The organism is Kitasatospora sp. SUK 42 (assembly GCF_015776785.2).
In the GTDB taxonomy this organism is placed as follows: Bacteria; Actinomycetota; Actinomycetes; order Streptomycetales; family Streptomycetaceae; genus Kitasatospora.
Map to the genome: position 1 here is coordinate 107,167 of NZ_LFMD02000003.1, position 14,829 is coordinate 121,995.

Annotated in this window: 15 protein-coding genes and 1 pseudogene; 9 read left to right on the forward strand and 7 right to left on the reverse strand. The window is 71.3% G+C overall.

The genetic code is table 11. The features are described from left to right. Positions 1 to 47: 47 nt before the first annotated feature. On the forward strand, positions 48 to 1,040 hold the full coding sequence (locus tag RZ50_RS10055; protein ID WP_196952139.1) for a GlxA family transcriptional regulator: 993 nt from the start codon (positions 48 to 50) through the stop codon (positions 1,038 to 1,040). Between the two features lie 96 nt (positions 1,041 to 1,136). On the opposite strand, the gene RZ50_RS10060 is transcribed toward RZ50_RS10055, so the two are convergent. Further along, positions 1,137 to 1,469, reverse strand: a complete 333-nt coding sequence (locus RZ50_RS10060) for a metal ABC transporter permease (RefSeq protein ID WP_308271573.1) — start codon at positions 1,467 to 1,469, stop codon at positions 1,137 to 1,139. 114 nt (positions 1,470 to 1,583) lie between these two features. Here RZ50_RS10060 and RZ50_RS10065 point away from each other — a divergent pair, with 114 nt between their 5' ends. The 6 genes and pseudogenes from RZ50_RS10065 (at position 1,584) to RZ50_RS10085 (ending at position 5,641) form a co-directional block, all read left to right on the forward strand. Next, positions 1,584 to 2,534, forward strand: coding sequence for a cytochrome P450 (locus RZ50_RS10065; protein WP_196952140.1), 951 nt, complete (start codon positions 1,584 to 1,586; stop codon positions 2,532 to 2,534). Positions 2,535 to 2,985: 451 nt separating this feature from the next. Then, a complete protein-coding gene (locus tag RZ50_RS10070) occupies positions 2,986 to 3,900 on the forward strand; it encodes a hypothetical protein (protein ID WP_254802439.1) in 915 nt (304 codons plus the stop codon). Between the two features lie 53 nt (positions 3,901 to 3,953). Next, complete coding sequence (locus RZ50_RS10075; protein WP_217680438.1) at positions 3,954 to 4,172, forward strand: hypothetical protein; 219 nt, start codon at positions 3,954 to 3,956, stop codon at positions 4,170 to 4,172. Positions 4,173 to 4,184: 12 nt separating this feature from the next. Further along, positions 4,185 to 4,350: pseudogene (locus RZ50_RS30325) on the forward strand (aminotransferase class I/II-fold pyridoxal phosphate-dependent enzyme); the annotation flags it as partial. Continuing rightward, positions 4,303 to 4,833, forward strand: a complete 531-nt coding sequence (locus tag RZ50_RS10080) for an aminotransferase class I/II-fold pyridoxal phosphate-dependent enzyme (protein ID WP_308271574.1) — start codon at positions 4,303 to 4,305, stop codon at positions 4,831 to 4,833. The pseudogene RZ50_RS30325 and the gene RZ50_RS10080, both read left to right, overlap by 48 nt. Before the next feature lie 535 nt (positions 4,834 to 5,368). Next, entirely contained in the window at positions 5,369 to 5,641 is a 273-nt protein-coding gene (locus tag RZ50_RS10085) for a hypothetical protein (protein WP_196952142.1), read from the forward strand. Between the two features lie 286 nt (positions 5,642 to 5,927). On the opposite strand, the gene RZ50_RS10090 is transcribed toward RZ50_RS10085, so the two are convergent. From RZ50_RS10090 to RZ50_RS10100, 3 genes are read right to left on the reverse strand one after another with little or no spacing between them, the layout of a single operon-like run. After that, a complete protein-coding gene (locus RZ50_RS10090) occupies positions 5,928 to 6,191 on the reverse strand; it encodes an acyl carrier protein (protein ID WP_196952143.1) in 264 nt (87 codons plus the stop codon). A 17-nt stretch (positions 6,192 to 6,208) separates the two neighbouring features. Continuing rightward, positions 6,209 to 7,435, reverse strand: coding sequence for a ketosynthase chain-length factor (locus RZ50_RS10095; RefSeq protein ID WP_196952154.1), 1,227 nt, complete (start codon positions 7,433 to 7,435; stop codon positions 6,209 to 6,211). A gap of 26 nt (positions 7,436 to 7,461) precedes the next feature. Then, positions 7,462 to 8,754 carry a beta-ketoacyl synthase gene (locus tag RZ50_RS10100; protein WP_196952144.1) on the reverse strand — a complete coding sequence of 431 codons (1,293 nt, stop codon included), beginning with the start codon at positions 8,752 to 8,754 and terminating at the stop codon, positions 7,462 to 7,464. Positions 8,755 to 9,506: 752 nt separating this feature from the next. On the opposite strand from RZ50_RS10100, the gene RZ50_RS10105 reads away from it, so the two are divergent. Beyond that, entirely contained in the window at positions 9,507 to 11,465 is a 1,959-nt protein-coding gene (locus RZ50_RS10105) for an AfsR/SARP family transcriptional regulator (RefSeq protein WP_196952145.1), read from the forward strand. Positions 11,466 to 11,644: 179 nt separating this feature from the next. Further along, positions 11,645 to 12,016 carry an antibiotic biosynthesis monooxygenase gene (locus RZ50_RS10110; RefSeq protein ID WP_196952146.1) on the forward strand — a complete coding sequence of 124 codons (372 nt, stop codon included), beginning with the start codon at positions 11,645 to 11,647 and terminating at the stop codon, positions 12,014 to 12,016. Here RZ50_RS10110 and RZ50_RS10115 read toward each other — a convergent pair. The 3 genes from RZ50_RS10115 to RZ50_RS10125 form a co-directional block, all read right to left on the reverse strand. Then, entirely contained in the window at positions 12,000 to 13,109 is a 1,110-nt protein-coding gene (locus RZ50_RS10115; RefSeq protein ID WP_196952147.1) for a DegT/DnrJ/EryC1/StrS aminotransferase family protein, read from the reverse strand. The genes RZ50_RS10110 and RZ50_RS10115 overlap by 17 nt on opposite strands. A 132-nt stretch (positions 13,110 to 13,241) precedes the next feature. Further along, positions 13,242 to 13,952: a trans-aconitate 2-methyltransferase gene (locus RZ50_RS10120; RefSeq protein ID WP_196952148.1), complete on the reverse strand. Its 711-nt coding sequence runs from the start codon at positions 13,950 to 13,952 to the stop codon at positions 13,242 to 13,244. A gap of 77 nt (positions 13,953 to 14,029) precedes the next feature. Further along, the gene (locus tag RZ50_RS10125) at positions 14,030 to 14,809 is read right to left on the reverse strand and encodes a cyclase family protein (protein ID WP_196952149.1); all 780 of its coding nucleotides are present in this window, start codon (positions 14,807 to 14,809) and stop codon (positions 14,030 to 14,032) included. Positions 14,810 to 14,829: the final 20 nt, after the last annotated feature.

Sequence of the window (14,829 nt, forward strand, 5' to 3'; positions counted from 1 at the left end):
CGTCGCGCAACAGTGACCGATGTGTCACTGCTGTTACAATTTCGGACATGCCTCATGTGGTGGCGTTGGCACTCAGCGACGGCGTTCCAATCTTCGAACTGGCGGCTCCCTGCGCGATCTTCGGCACCGACCGCAGCGATCTGACCGGAACCGACTGGTACACGTTCAAGGTGTGCAGCCCGTCCAGCGCCCGCATCGATGAATGGTTCACGGCCTCGACTCCGTACACCTACAACGACATGATTGCCGCAGACACTGTCATCATCCCGGCATGCCATGACGCGGCACTTACTCCCGCACCCGGTCTAGTGGACGCTGTGCGAGAGGCGGCGCGACGAGGCGCGCGGATCGCCTCGATCTGCACCGGTGCATTCGTCATCGCCGCAGCGGGACTGCTCGACGGGCGCCGCGCCGCGACGCACTGGGTGCACGCGCCGGCGCTGGCCGAACGGCATCCGCAGATCGTCGTCGATCCGGCGCCGTTGTACATCGACCACGGTGACGTCCTGACGTCGGCTGGGAAATCCGCGGGTATCGACCTGTGCCTGCACCTGGTGCGGAAAGACTACGGCGCACACGTCGCCAACCAGGTGGCGAGACGCTTGGTTGCGCCGCCGCAGAGAGAAGGCAACCAGCGGCAGTACATCGACCCTGTTCCGGCACCGCAGGGCAGCGATGATTTCGGTGCCACGTTGCAGTGGGCGCTGGAGCACCTTGCCGAGGCGCTCACGGTCGAGCAACTGGCACAGCACGCGCGGGTGAGCGTGCGCACCCTGCACCGGCACTTCGTGAAGCGTACTGGTGCAAGGCCGTTGGAATGGCTGAACAGTCAACGCGTCCGGCGGGCCCAACAACTACTGGAGACGACCGATTTCACGATCGAGCGCATTGCCGCGCTGGGCGGGTTCGGCACCTCAGTGGCTCTGCGCCGTCACTTCCACGACGCGCTCGGCACCACTCCGGATGCCTATCGCAGGACCTTCACCGCAGGAACCTCGGCAGGCGACCCCGCAAACTCGCCAGCCCAGGAACCGCACTGACGACCGGAACACCGTGTCCGGATCGACCCGGTAGCCACCGCCGCCTTGGACTGCGTTGAGCATCCACAGGGACGCTGATCCCGCACTGGCGGCAGATCAGGTAGTGGCGGTGGTCGGCGCCGGGGCGGTGGCGGTGGCCATGATGGCGAAGCTCGGCGGGAGCTTGGGGGCTTCGGCGCTGAGCAGCAGGCCGCCCCACATCTCGGCGACCGCGAGGCCAGCAGAAAGTGCGAGGGCGTGGAAGGGGCGGTCGGTCAGGCGGATTGCGGCGCCGGCCGGTGCGGCGAGCAGGCCGAGGAGCAGCAGGGAGCCGACCGCCTGGGTGGCTTCGCCGGCGGTGGCACCGACCAGGGCGAGGAAGCCGAAGCCGAAGCCGAGCAGCAGGGTCAGCCGCAGGCGCGGATCGGGCGGTACATGGACCAGAGGCACTGGCTGCCCTGGGCACCGGCATGCCGAAGGAGCCGGGGGTCCCGGCTCAGCGGGGACGCCCGGCTCCCCGGGTTTCCGCACTCCTCGGCGTCCTCCGCGGCCAAACTGGAGCGCGTGCTGCCGTACCCGCTGCGGGAGGACGAGGTACACCGGGCCCAGCGGGCGATGCTGATGCGGGAGTTCACCCCGAGGAAGATGGAGGCGCTGCGCCCCCGGGTGCAGGGCATCGTCGACGACGCCATCGACGCCATGCTCGCGGGCCCTCGTCCGGCCGACCTCGTGGCCGCCTTCGCGACGCCGGTCGCGATCGGCGTCATCTGCGAGGTCCTCGGGGTGGACGCCGAGGAGGACCGCCAAGTGCTGCACGCACTGTGCCGCACCGTGGCGTCGCGCACCGCGCGGCCGGACGAGGCATCCCGGGCGCTGGACGCGCTGGAGAGCTATTTCCATCGCTTGGTGGAGGCACAACTGCGCTCTCCGGGAAGGGGCGTGGTGGGCCGGGTGATGGTCGAGCGGATTCGGTCCGGAGAGCTGAGCCACCAGGATGCCGTGGCGACCACGCAGTTGCTGTTCCACGCGGGCCACGGCACGCCCGCGTACACGATCGCCACCGCTGTGGCGGCGCTGTTCGCGCATCCGGAGCAACTGGCCGCCTTCCGTGCCACGGAGGACATCGCCGAGGCCGTGATGGAACTGCTCCGCTACACGACGGTCGCTCACAACGGCATGACTCGCGTCGCGACCGAGGACATCGTCATCGGCGTCACCCCGGTCCGGGCCGGTGAAGGAGTGCTGATCCAACTGGACGCCGCCAATCGGGACCCGTCGGTCTTCCCTGCCCCGGACCGGCTCGACCTCGGCCGGCCGCCGTCGCCGAACCTGGCGCTCGGCCATGGGCCGCACCACTGCCTGGGCAGCGCATTGGCCCACGTCGAACTGCAGGTGGCCCTCGGCACCCTCTTCTGCCGAATCCCCGCGCTGCGGCTCGCGGTGCCGGCGGCGGAGCTGTCGTTCAAGGACAACGAGAACCTCGTGGGCCTGCACACCCTGCCGGTGACCTGGTGAGCCGAAGACCGGTGACGCTTTCGTGGATCCCGACTGGTGCTACCGGCGCCTGCATGATGAGCCGCTCGTGCTCGGGGTGCACCTGGGCCGACTTCCTGCGTTCCCAGGCCGATGCACTGCTGGCCTGCGACTTCTTCGAGACTGTCACGCTGTCCGGGACCGCTTGTGCGTATTCACCGCGATCGAGCACGCCAACCGCCGGATCCGGATCCTGGGCGCAACCACCCACCCGACCGCGGCCTGGGTGGCCCAGACCGCAAAGAACCTCGTCATGGACATCGAGGACGCCGCTCCACATGTCCGTCCGAGCATCCGGGTGATCAGGAGCGTCCTGACCTTTGGCGGAGCCGCTCACATGGCTGATTTCCTCCGCGCTCTGTTCCTATCGGCACGGTAAAGCACCAATACTGGCGGGACGGTCGGCAAGACCCGTGACGAGGAGGCGTGCGGTATGACGCATGCGCAGGACGCCGACCCGGCGGAGCCCACGACCGCCGAGGCAGGCACACCGGCCACGCCCGGCCTCGGGGGCCGGACTCCGTTCGACGACGTGTACGACCAGCCGGACCCCCGGGCCTTCTTCCGGACGTTCAGGCCCCTGGAGTACCAGACGCCGCACCACGCGCAGGGCGTCTTCCGCCGGATGACCGCAGCCCTCGGGCAGCGACTTCGCGCCGGGCGGCCGGTCACCGTACTGGACATCTGCTGCTCCTACGGCATCAACGCCGCGCTGCTCAACCACGACCTGACCCTGGACGACCTGTACGCCCACTACACGTCCCCGCAGGCGGCGGCGCTCACGACCGCCGAGCTGACCGCATGGGACCGGTCCTACTACGCGGCCCACCGACGCCCGGACGCCGCCCGCGTGATCGGGCTCGACATCGCCACGAACGCGGTCTCGTACGCGCGTGCCGTCGGCATCCTGGACGACGCCTTCGACGAGAACCTGGAGACCGCGCCGCCCTCGGCCGCACTGCTCGGGGCCGTGCGGAACACGGACCTGATCACCATCACGGGCGGGGCCAGCTTCCTCACCCCGCGCACCTTCCAGCCGCTCCTGGCCAACGCCGACGGCCCTGTGTGGGTCGCCGCGTTCGTGCTGCGCACGGGCTCGTACCAGGAGATCGCCGAGGGGCTGGCTCCGTACGGCTTGATCACCCAGAAGGACCCTGCGCACACCTTTCCGCAACGCCGCTTCACCAGTGCGCGTGAGCAGCAGTACGCCGTCGAAGCGGTGACCGCGGCCGGGGAGGACCCTCGGGGCAAGGAGAGCGAGGGCTACTTCCACACCACACTGCACGTGTCACGCCGAGCAGAAGACGTGTCGGGATTCCCGCTCATCTCGCCCGCAGAAGACGCCTGAACCGGGCCAGGCGACCAACCGGCCACAACACGCTGCGAGAAAAGGGGAGTTGGGTGCCACAACCTGCCGCACGTCTACTGCTCACAGACGACTACCTGTTCTCGTTCATCGACCGGGTACGGGCACTCGCGGACCAAGCCGGTGTGGCCCCCGTCCCGTTGGGGGTGGGCGACTGCGACCTGCCCACCCCACCGCACATCGTGGAGGCGATGCGCAGGTCCGTACAGGACCCGGAGCTGCACCGCTACCCGCCCTATAGCGGCACGGCCTAGCTACGAGAAGCGGCCGCCGCCTTCCTGGCACGGCGCTTCTCCGTGCGGGCGGACCCGGACTCGGAAGTACTCGTCACGCTCGGCAGCAAGGAGGCTATGGCGCACCTCGCGCTGGCCTATGTGAACCCGGGTGACGTGGTGCTGGTGCCCGACCCGGCCTATCCGGTGTACGAGACATGGGCACGCTTCTATCGAATTCCACTCGCTGTCCAAGGCGTACAACATGCCGGGCTGGCGGGTGGGCTTCGCAGCAGGCAACGCGTCGGCCGTCAATGCCCTACGTACGGTCAAGACGCACACCGATTCCGGTACGTTCGCGGCGATCCAGCACGCCGCCGTCGCTGCCCTGGGCGACACCGCCGGATACCCCGAGCACCTGCGGAACACCTACCGTACCCGGATGCACCTACTGTGCGACGGCCTCGAACGGGCCGGCCTCGACGTCCTACGACCCGACGCCACCTTCTACTGCCTCGTGCGCTGCCCGCCGGGCTACAGCAGCGAGGCGTTCGCGAAGCGGCTGCTGGAGGACGCGGCGGTGCTTGGCATCCCGGCCACAGGGTTCGGGCCGGGCGGCGAAGGCTACGTACGGCTGACCGTGTGCGCGGACACCGCGTCGATCGAAGAGGCCGTACGGCGGATCGGCGCGGTCATCTGGTGACCGTCCGACCGAAGCAAGTGAGACCAGGACTTGACTGATACCCGTGCATGACGAAGGCCCCGACTGCGATGCGGTCGGGGCGCCGGCCACCGTGAACGCACGGATGCCCCAAAGAGGTCGGCCGCGTAGGACGCGCACGCGACTGGGACATGGACCTTGGTGTCGTCCGGCTCGGCGACCCGGAGCAGTTCCCTTGGGCTTGCCCGGCCCGAGCCCGGACCGTCTGCGCAGCGCCCTCTCCTTGACCAGACCGCCGCTGGACAGCGGCGTCGGGGAGTCCGTCGAGTTCATCCCGAGACGCCCCTTGAGTTCGGCGTTCGTTCTCCTCTCGCAGCTCGGTGATCTCGGCCCGAACTACCGCCAGATCCGCCCGAAGCCGCTCCCCCACGCGGAATCGGCTCGTCAAACCTGTCGATGACGGCCGCCAGTTGCTCGTCCGCTTCGCGAACTACGCCGAGCTTCCAGCACGTTCCAGCTGCCCTACGCGTGCTTCGAGTTCGGCGGGTAGGTACCAGCCTTCAGTGTCGGGTGTCATGTGGAGACGGGCTTTGAGACCGAGGTGGAGCTGGCGGCGGTGTTCCTGGTCGGCCTGGTTCCAGGCGTCGGCGAAGGTCTGGCCGGTTTCGACGTCGACCCACTTGGCGGGGTGTTGTGGGAGGGCGGCGAGGCGGCGGCGTTCGTCGACGAGGACTTCGAGGGCTTCGGAGTATTCGTCGTCGCCGCCGGGGTAGTCGAACAGGTTGCGGCGCTTCTCCTCACGCAGGTCTCTCATGGCCTGGGTGACGTGGTTGAGCTGTTGGGGCAATGAACGAATCGACCTGCTTTCGACAACTCTCGACATCGCCGCCAGGCCAACAGGTCCACATCGAGCGGGCGAGGGACCGAGCCGGTGCCTCCGTCCACGCCCCGGAGAATCACGCCGGGTCGTTCACACCGCCGTTGCTCCCGCCGCAGCGAAGTCCCTGGCCCGGCGCCGATCGGGTGTCCAGTTCGGTCTTGTCGGGGCACCGCGCCGCCCGGCGTGCTGTCAGGGCGGGGTGGTGCCGCCGCCGATGACCGTCGGGGGGTGCGGCCGTCGGGTGTGGCGAGGGCCGTCAGGCGGAGGGAGACCGAGCCAGGAGGCGGTTGACGAGCGTGGTGAGCTCGGCGGGGGTCCTGACGGCGGCGAACTCATCCTCCTCGGTGTCTATGCCGAACTCGCGCTTCAGCCTGCTGAGCGTCTCCAGCAGGGCCAGCGAGTCGTAGCCCAGGACGGCGAAGTCGAGCTCCTCGGGCTGGTCGGTGGGCTCCAGGGGGTCACCCTCGCCGGCGCACTCGTGCAGGATCGCCAGGAGCCGGTCGGTGGTCAGCTGGGTCATGGTGGTCTCTTCTCCGGTCACGGTTGGGTGGGATCGGACGGGGGCCCGCCGGGTCCGGCCACGACCAGAGCCGAGTTGAACCCGCCGTGTCCGCGGGCGAGGATCAGCGCCGTACTCAGCGGGCCCCGGCGCGGGCTCGTCACCAGGTCGAGGGTGTGATCGGGCAGCGGCCGGGCGACGTTGACGGTCGGGGGGATGACGCCGTCGCGCAGGGCCAGTAGCGCCGTGGCCACGTCGAGCGCGGGGCCACCCGAACTCAGCCGCCCGGTCATGGTCTTGGGGGCGGTGACCGGTACGCCGTACGGGCCGAAGAGGCTGCGCAGGGCTTCGGCCTCGACCGCGTCCTCCGCCCGGGTGCCGGCCGCGTCGGCGAAGACCACGCTGATGTCGCCGGGCCGCAGCCCGGCGTCGTCGAGGGCCGCTCGGGCGGCGCGCAGCAGGTTCGCGCGCCGGCCGGAGTCCGGCGGCGGGTCGAAGGTGGACGCGTAGCCGGTGATCCGGCCGTACCAGCGGCCGTCGTCCAGGGCTCCCCGCGCGCGGGCCGCGTCCTCGCGCTCCAGGACGAGCAACGCGCCGCCCTCGCCCGGCACGTAGCCGTCGGCCTCGGGGTCGAAGGGGCGGTAGGCCCGGGTGGGGTCGGTCCGCCGGCTCATCCGGGCGGTGCTGAGCTGGGCCACCCAGCCCCAGGGGCAGGGGGATCCGTCCACCGCGCCGGCGAGGACCATCCGCTGGCCGCGGCGCAGGTCGCGGCGGGCCTGGCCCAGGGCGTCGAGGCCGCCGGCCTGTTCGGTGACCAGCACGCCGGCGGGGCCGCGCAGCCCGTGCCGGATGGAGATCTGTCCGGTGTTGACGGCGTAGAACCAGGCGAAGGACTGGTAGGCGCTGACGTATTCGGGGCCGCGCCCCCACAGGTTCTCCAGCTCCCGGTGGCCGAACTCGAACCCGCCCGCGGAGGCGGCGGTGACGACTCCGACCCCGTACTCGGGCAGGGCGGCCGGATCGACCCCGGCGTCGGCGAGCGCCCAGTCGGAGGCGACCAGCGCCATCCTGGTCATGTGGTCGGTCTGCGGCAGGAGCCGGCTGGACAGGTGCTCCTCCGGGACGAACCGGGGGACCTCGCCGGCGAGCCGGCTGGGGTAGCGGTCGGCGTCGAAGCGGGTGACAGGGCCGATCGCCGAGGCGCCGTCCAGGGTGTTCGTCCAGTGCTCGTCACGGCCCAGGCCCGTCGGGGCCAGCACGCCCATCCCGGTGACGACCGGGTCGGCCCCGCTCACGCGGCGGCCCGTCCCCGGCTGCCGGGCTCGGTCAGCACCATGGCGCTCTGGAAGCCGCCGAAGCCGCTGCCGACCGTGAGGACGTCGGACACGGCCACCGAACGGGCCTCCAACGGCACGTAGTCGAGGTCGCACTCCGGGTCGGGCTCGCGCAGGTTGGCGGTGGGCGGCACCACGCCGTGCCGGATGGCGAGGGCGCAGGCGGCGATCTCCAGGGAGCCGATGGCGCCCAGCGAGTGACCGATCATGGACTTGATGCTGCTGACCGGGGTGCGGCGGGCGTGCTCGCCGAGGCTGAGCTTGAAGGCCGCGGTCTCGTGCCGGTCGTTCTGGCGGGTGCCCGAGCCGTGGGCGTTGACGTAGTCGATCTCCGACGGGTCGGTCCGGGCCTCCGCCAGTGCCGCCCGGATCGCCTCCGCCATCTCCCGTCCGTCGGGGGACAGTCCGGTCATGTGGAAGGCGTTGCAGCGGGCCGCGAACCCGGCGATCTCGGCGTAGACCTCGGCGCCCCGGCGGCGGGCGTGCTCCCGCTCCTCCAGAACGAAGACCGCGGCGCCCTCGCCGAGGACGAAGCCGCGCCGGGTGCGGTCGAAGGGCCGGGACGCCTCGGCCGGCCGGTCGTTGTAGGGGCTGGTCGCCTTGATGGCGTCGAAACAGGCCACGGTGATGGGCGAGATGGGGGCCTCGGTGGCGCCGGCCACCATCACGTCGGCGGTGCCGTCCACGATGAGGTCGGCGGCCCGGCCGACCGCGTCCAGGCCGGAGGTGCAGCCGGTCGACACCAGGGACACGGGGCCCTCCGCCGCGATGCGGTCGTGCGCGACCTCCGCGGCGATCGAACTGGGGACGAAGTAGTCGAACAGGTGTGGCACCGCGTAGGTGTGGTCGACCAGCCACCGGCTCCCGCTGTCGCTGACGACGACGTACTCGTTCTCCAGACTGGTGGTGCAGCCGACGGCACTGCCGATGACGACGCCGACCCGGGAACGGTCCAGGGCATCCGGGTCGATGCCGCTGTCCTGGATTCCTTCGCGGGCGGCGACGACGGCGAATTGCGCGGCCCGGTCCATCCGCCGGATCTGCCGGGGCGTGAGCCCTTCCGCCGCCGGGTCGAAATCGCATTCCGCCGCCATTCGGGACCGGAACGGCGAGGGGTCGAACGCGGTGATGGTGCGGGTGGCGGTCCGACCGGACGTCAGCAGCTCCCAGAACGGCTTCACACCGATCGCACCAGGTGCCACGATCCCGATTCCGGTGATGACCGCGCGGCGATTCTCCGGCGCTCTCATTCCGCCCCTCCCTTTACCTTCGGTCGTTCATCCGCATTCTCTGCTCCGGTCCCGACGCTGCGGATCTCCGGGCCGGCGTCAGCGGTAATGTCCACGGAGGGATCGTGCGCGGACCGGCTCGCATTCGGCTCAATGGCCCGTGGAGGGTCGTCAGGGGGCCCGGCGGCGGCTCCGGAAGCGGCCCTGACGTCCGATCCGGTCGTCCGGTGGGACGCTCCCCCGTTCGAATCCCGCTGGAGGACCACTCGAACAGGCGGGCACACGAGGCCCGTTGGCCGGAGACTACGCCTGCGCGGCGATGCGGCCCGGGGCCGGGAAGGCGGTGCCCACGCCGGTCGTGGCGGGTGGCGGACGTGGCGGTGGCGGCGGGAAGGGATCGCTCGGCGTTCGAACTGTCGACCCCTGCCGAAGGACGGAACCCACGAGCTGGCGAGCACCGAGCGGCGACCGCGGCCGCGCGCCCGCCGGATCGAATATCCGCCACCGCCTGATCGGTTGGACTTTACGGGAACTTTTCCTTCGACAGGAAATACCAAACCAGACAAACGGGACATCTAGCCCTTTTGTCAGCGATTCCGCCCGTCACCTCCGGGCCCGCTGCCCGTCATTGACCAGGTGTATTCAAGGACTTACGGTGAAGTCACGACGATCACCTGATGATGAGGTGCGTGCTCGATCTCATCCGGAGCGCCCCCAACCCTCCGCTTCGAGCACGACAAGATGCCAGGACCCACCTGAACAGGAGGAACATCTTGGAGTTCCGGCTTTTGGGCCCCGTCGAGATCCTGTGGCGGGGGCGCAACATCATGCCGACCGCGCCCAAGCCGCGTCAGGTCATATCCCTGCTGATACTGCGGCACGACACCGTGGTGCAGGCGCCCGAACTGATCGACGAGCTATGGCCCGAACTCCCGCCCCCGAGCGCGGTCACCACCCTCCAGACGTACATCTACAAGTTCCGCAAGCTCCTACTGAAGCAGGGCCTGGGGAACCTCCTGCAGACCCAGCCGGGCGGCTACATCCTCAGCATCCCGGAGGACAGCCTCGACGTCAGCCTCTTCGAGCGGGAGGCCGAGCGGGGCCAGGAGCTCCTCCTGCGGAACGACTCCACGGCGGCGTTGGAGAGCTTCGAGCGGGCCCTGGCCCTGTGGCGGGGCCCCGCCCTCGCCGACGTCGAGACCGGCGGACGGCTCTTCTCCTACGTGACCCGGCTGGAGGAACTGCGCTTCCGCATCCTCGAACTGCGGATCGAGGCCGACCTGGAGACCGGCCGGCACCGCGAACTCATCAGCGAGCTCAAGGCGCTGGTCCTGGCCCACCCGCTGCACGAACACCTGCACGGGCTGCTGATGGTGGCCCTGCACCGGTCCGGCCGCCGGCACGAGGCACTGGAGGTGTACCGGATCCTGCGCCAGAAGATGATCGACGAGCTGGGGCTCGAACCGGGCAGCGACCTCGCCCGGCTCCAGTACACCCTGCTCTCCGACTCGCCCGCCGAACCCCCGGAGCCGCGCGGCCCGCAGCCCGCACCGGTGGCGCCCGCCCTCGCCCCGGCCGGCGAGCGCACGCCCGCGCCCGCGCCCGCCCCCTCCCCCACCCTCCTGCCGCCCGCCGTGGTCTTCCCGGCGCCGCCCCTCGCGCCGCCGGAGTCCATCGGGATACCCGCCCAACTGCCCGCCGGACTGGCCGGGTTCGTCGGCCGGCAGGCCGTCCTCAAGGAGTTGGAGGCGGCGCTGCGCGAGCCGGACGGCCCCGAGGCCCACGGCACCGCGGCCCGCATCGGCGTGATCAGCGGATCGCCCGCGATCGGCAAGAGCGCGGTGGCCGTGCACCTCGCCCACATGCTCCGCACCCGCTTCACCGACGGACAGCTGTACGCGGACCTTCGCGGCTCCTCCACCGAGCCGCGCGACCCCGCCGAGGTGCTGCGCGGCTTCCTGCGGGCCCTCGAAGTCCCGGCCTCACGCATCCCGGAGAGCCTGGAGGAGTGCGGGGCGCTGTTCCGCTCCCGCACCTCCGGGCGGCGCATTCTGGTGCTGCTGGACGATGTCGAGTCCTCGGCCCGGATCCGGCACCTGCTGCCCGCCGACCCGCGCTGCGCGCTGCTGGTCACCAGCCGCCGCCGGATGGCCGCCCTGGTGGAGGCCGAGCACGTCGAACTGCACGCGCCGCCCCGGGAGGAGGCCCTGGAGATCCTGGCGGCCCTGGCCGGCCGCCAGCGCGTCGAGCGGCAGCCGGAGGCCGCGCTGCGGATCGTCGAGTTGCTGGGCCGTCACCCCCTCGCCCTGCGCTGCGTGGGCGGGCGGCTCGCGGCGGGGCCGGGCCTCTCGCTCGCGGTGCTCGCCGACCGGCTCGGGGCGACGCCCCGGATCCTGGACGTGGCCCGGCTCGGCGAGCTGGACGTGCGCTCCCGGTTCGAGGCGAGCTACCACGGGCTGACCAGCGCGGAACAGGAGGTCTTCCGGCTGCTCAGCGAGGTGGACGAGACGCCGTTCACCGCGAGCCGGGCCGCCGAGCTGCTGTGCCGCCCTGCCCAGGACCTGGAGACCATCCTGGAGGAGCTGGCGGACCACCACCTGCTGGCCACCGACCGGTGCGGGGACGGGATCGGCCGCTACGTCTTCGACCGGCTGGCCCGCGCCTACGCGCGGGAGCGGCGGGAGGACGCGCTGGTCGCCCGGCCGCTGGTCCAGCAGGCGGCGGTGCGCTGAGGCGCGTCCGGCAGGTCCCGCCGGGCCCGCGACGGCGGTCAGCGGCTGTCGAGGCATCCTCCACAGCCGGCCGTCAGGCTCGGCGGCACGCGTCCGCGGCTGCCGCGCGCAGACGCCCGGGCGGAGTGCCGGACACCCCGCCCACCGATCCGCCCACACGAGACGAGGACGATCCCGCCATGCCGAACGAAGAGCACGTGTCCCCCGAAGCACCCGGCGGCGCCGAGGTGACGTTCGTCAACCGGTTCACCGTGCACGGGCCGGCCGAGGAGTTCGAGGAGGTCTTCGACCGCACCTCCGCCTTCATGGCCCGGCAGCCGGGATTCGTCCGGCACACCCTGCTGCGGGAGGTGGACGACCCGGCCGGCTACGTGAACCTCGCCGTGTGGCGGGACCGGGACTCCTTCCGACGTGCGGTGGGGCACCCGGACTTCGTCCCGCACGCCACCGCGCTGCGGTCGCTGAGCCGGAGCGAGAACGGGCTCTACGCGGCCCGGCTCTCCCGGCCGGCGGCGGACGGGACGGACCGGCCGGTCAGGACAGATCCTTGAGCACCTCGCGCAGGGCCTCGATCACCCGGTCCTGGGCGTCCGCGGTCAGCGAGGGGTACATCGGCAACGAGAAGATCTGACCGGCCAGCCGCTCGGTCACGGGGAGCGAGCCCTCCCCGTGACCGAGGTGGGCGAAGCCGGTCATGGTGTGCACCGGCCACGGGTAGCTGATGTTGAGTTCGATGCCCCGGGGCCGCAGCGCTTCGATGATCTCGTCCCGGCGCGGGTGGCGCACCACGTGGACGTAGTACACGTGCTCGTTGCCGGGGGCCGTCTCCGGGAGGACCAGCTCGGTGTCGGCGAGCCCCACGGCGTAGCGTCGGGCAATGTCCTGACGAGCCGTCACATAGCTGTCCAGGCGTCGGAGTTTGCGCCGCAGGATCTCGGCCTGGACCTCGTCCAGCCGGCTGTTGTGGCCGGGCAGAGCGGTCACGTAGTACCGCTCCTCCATGCCGTAGTAGCGCAGCCGGCGCAGCGCGCCGTCGACCTCGGCGTCGGAGGTGAGGACGGCGCCGCCGTCGCCGTACGCGCCGAGGACCTTCGTCGGGTAGAAGGAGAAGGCGGCGGCCCGGCCCATGGTCCCGGCCGGGCGGCCGTGATGACGGGCGCCGTGGGCCTGGGCGCAGTCCTCCAGCACGGCCAGGCCGTACCGCTCGGCGAGTTCCTCCAGCGGCGCCATGTCCACGCACTGGCCGTACAGGTGGACCGGCAGCAGGCAGCGGGTCCGCGGGGTGATGGCGGCCTCCACCTGGGAGACGTCCATCAGGTAGTCCTCGCCCACGTCGACGAAGACCGGGGTCGCCCCGGTGCCGACGATGGCGACCACGGTCGGGGCGGCCGTGTTCGAGACGGTGATCACCTCGTCCCCGGGCCCCACCCCGAGGGCCTCCAGGCCGAGCTTGACGGCGTTGGTGCCGTTGTCCACCCCGACGCAGTGCGGGACGCCGTGCCAGGCGGCGAACTCCTCCTCGAACGACCGGACGCCGTCGGCGAGGACCAGCCGGCCCGAGCCGAAGACGGTGTCCACCGCGTCGAGGATGTCCTCCCGTTCCGCGGCGTACTCGTCCAGATATCCCCATACGCGAGTGGTCACAGGAACTCTCTTCCTTTCGTCTTCGACAGGCTCCGACAAGCTCCGGCGGGCTCGGACGGGCGCCGGCAGGCTCCGATCCCAGCCGACGGCACTCGCATCCGTCTCGCACCCGGTTCGACACCGCCGCCGGTGTCAGTCACGGCGGGCGACGAACAGCCCCCGCGCCGTCCAGTCCGGCCGGAGGTACTCCGCCGGGCAGCCGGCGTCCGCGAACGCGGCCAGGTACTCCTCCTGCGTGAACAGGGTGAGCAGGTCGATCTCGGTGAACTCCCGGATGCCGTCGGCCTCGCCGACCACGAACCGGACCTCCATGCGGGTGGTACGGCCGTGTCGGGTGGAGTGCGAGATCCGGGCGACGGTGCGCCGCTCGTCACTGGCGAGGTCACCGGCCACGTACCCGTCGAGGAACCGTTCCGGGAACCACCAGGGTTCGACCACCAGCACCCCGCCGGGCCGCAGATGGCGGGCCATCGCGGCGGCCGCCGCCCGCAAGCCGGCCAGGTTCGGCAGGTAGCCGATGGCGGTGAAGAGGCAGACCACCGCGTCGAAGCGGCGCCCGAGGTCGAACGCGCGCATGTCGCCCCGGTGCAGCGGCACCCCGGGGAGCCGGCGGGTGGCGCGCTCCAGCATCGCCGGGGCGAGTTCCAGGCCCTCGGTGTGGCCGAAGCGCCCGGCGAAGGTCTCCAGGTGGGCGCCGGTGCCGCAGGCGACGTCCAGCAGGGAGTCCGCCCCGGGCAGCCGTTCCCGGATCAGGCGGGTGATCTCGGCGGCCTCCGCGGCCCAGTCCTTGCCGCGCGAGCGGTAGACCAGTTCGTAGACCTCCGCCAGGTCCTGACCGTACATCGGACTCCTTCGATGCGGGTGCGGGTACACGTGCGGGTGCGGGTAGGCGTGCGGGTGCGGTCACGGGCGGCGGCCGCTCATTCGTCGACGATCGCCACCGCGCGGGACCAGCCGGCCCCGGCCCCGGCCACCTTGACGGGGAAGCAGGAGACCCGGAAGCCGTCCGGGCCGGGCAGCGCCTCCAGATTGGCGAGCCGCTCGATCTGGCAGTACTCGCGGTCCCGGCCGATCACGTGCGCGGGCCACAGCACCGAGCGGTCCCCGGTGGCCCGGTAGCGGGCGATGATGTCGCCGAACGGCGCGTCCAGGCTGAACGCGTCCGTGCCGATGACCCGGACGCCGAGGTCCAGCAGCAGGTGGACGGCCGGCCCGTCGAGGCCCGCGAACTCGGTGAAGTACTTCGGGGTGCCCTGGTGGCGCTGGGCCCCGGTGTGCAGCAGGACGATGTCCAGCGGAGCGGGGCGGCGGCCGATCCGGGCGAACTCCCGCTCCAGCCGGTCCGCGCCGATGACGCCGGTGGGCGCGTCGGTGAGGTCGAGGACCAGGCCGGGCCGCAGGAACCAGTCCAGCGGCATCCGGTCGATGTGCCGCGGCACACCGTCGCCGTAGCCGGCCCGCGATCCGTAGTGGGAGGGCGCGTCCACGTGGGTGCCGGTGTGGGTGGTGAGGGTGAGGCGGTCCAGGGAGAGGAACTCACCGTCGGGCAGTTCGTCGGGGCCGACCTCGATGCCGAAGTGGGTGCGCATCTCCTCGCTCATGTGCACGGCACCCTCGCGGGGCGTGAGGACCTCGTGCTCCACGGGATCGGGTTCCCAGAGCGTGGCGTCCACCGGCGAGGACAGGTCGATGAGCCGCACAGGGCACCTCCATCGGGTCG

Bases quoted from the DNA above. Each gene is read 5' to 3' on its own strand.
- RZ50_RS10055 (WP_196952139.1), top strand. From the start codon at position 48: ATGCCTCATGTGGTGGCGTTGGCACTCAGCGACGGCGTTCCAATCTTC.
- RZ50_RS10070 (WP_254802439.1), top strand. From the start codon at position 2,986: ATGACGCATGCGCAGGACGCCGACCCGGCGGAGCCCACGACCGCCGAG.
- RZ50_RS10090 (WP_196952143.1), bottom strand. From the start codon at position 6,191: ATGACCCAGCTGACCACCGACCGGCTCCTGGCGATCCTGCACGAGTGC.
- RZ50_RS10095 (WP_196952154.1), bottom strand. From the start codon at position 7,435: ATGGGCGTGCTGGCCCCGACGGGCCTGGGCCGTGACGAGCACTGGACG.
- RZ50_RS10100 (WP_196952144.1), bottom strand. From the start codon at position 8,754: ATGAGAGCGCCGGAGAATCGCCGCGCGGTCATCACCGGAATCGGGATC.
- RZ50_RS10110 (WP_196952146.1), top strand. From the start codon at position 11,645: ATGCCGAACGAAGAGCACGTGTCCCCCGAAGCACCCGGCGGCGCCGAG.
- RZ50_RS10120 (WP_196952148.1), bottom strand. From the start codon at position 13,952: ATGTACGGTCAGGACCTGGCGGAGGTCTACGAACTGGTCTACCGCTCG.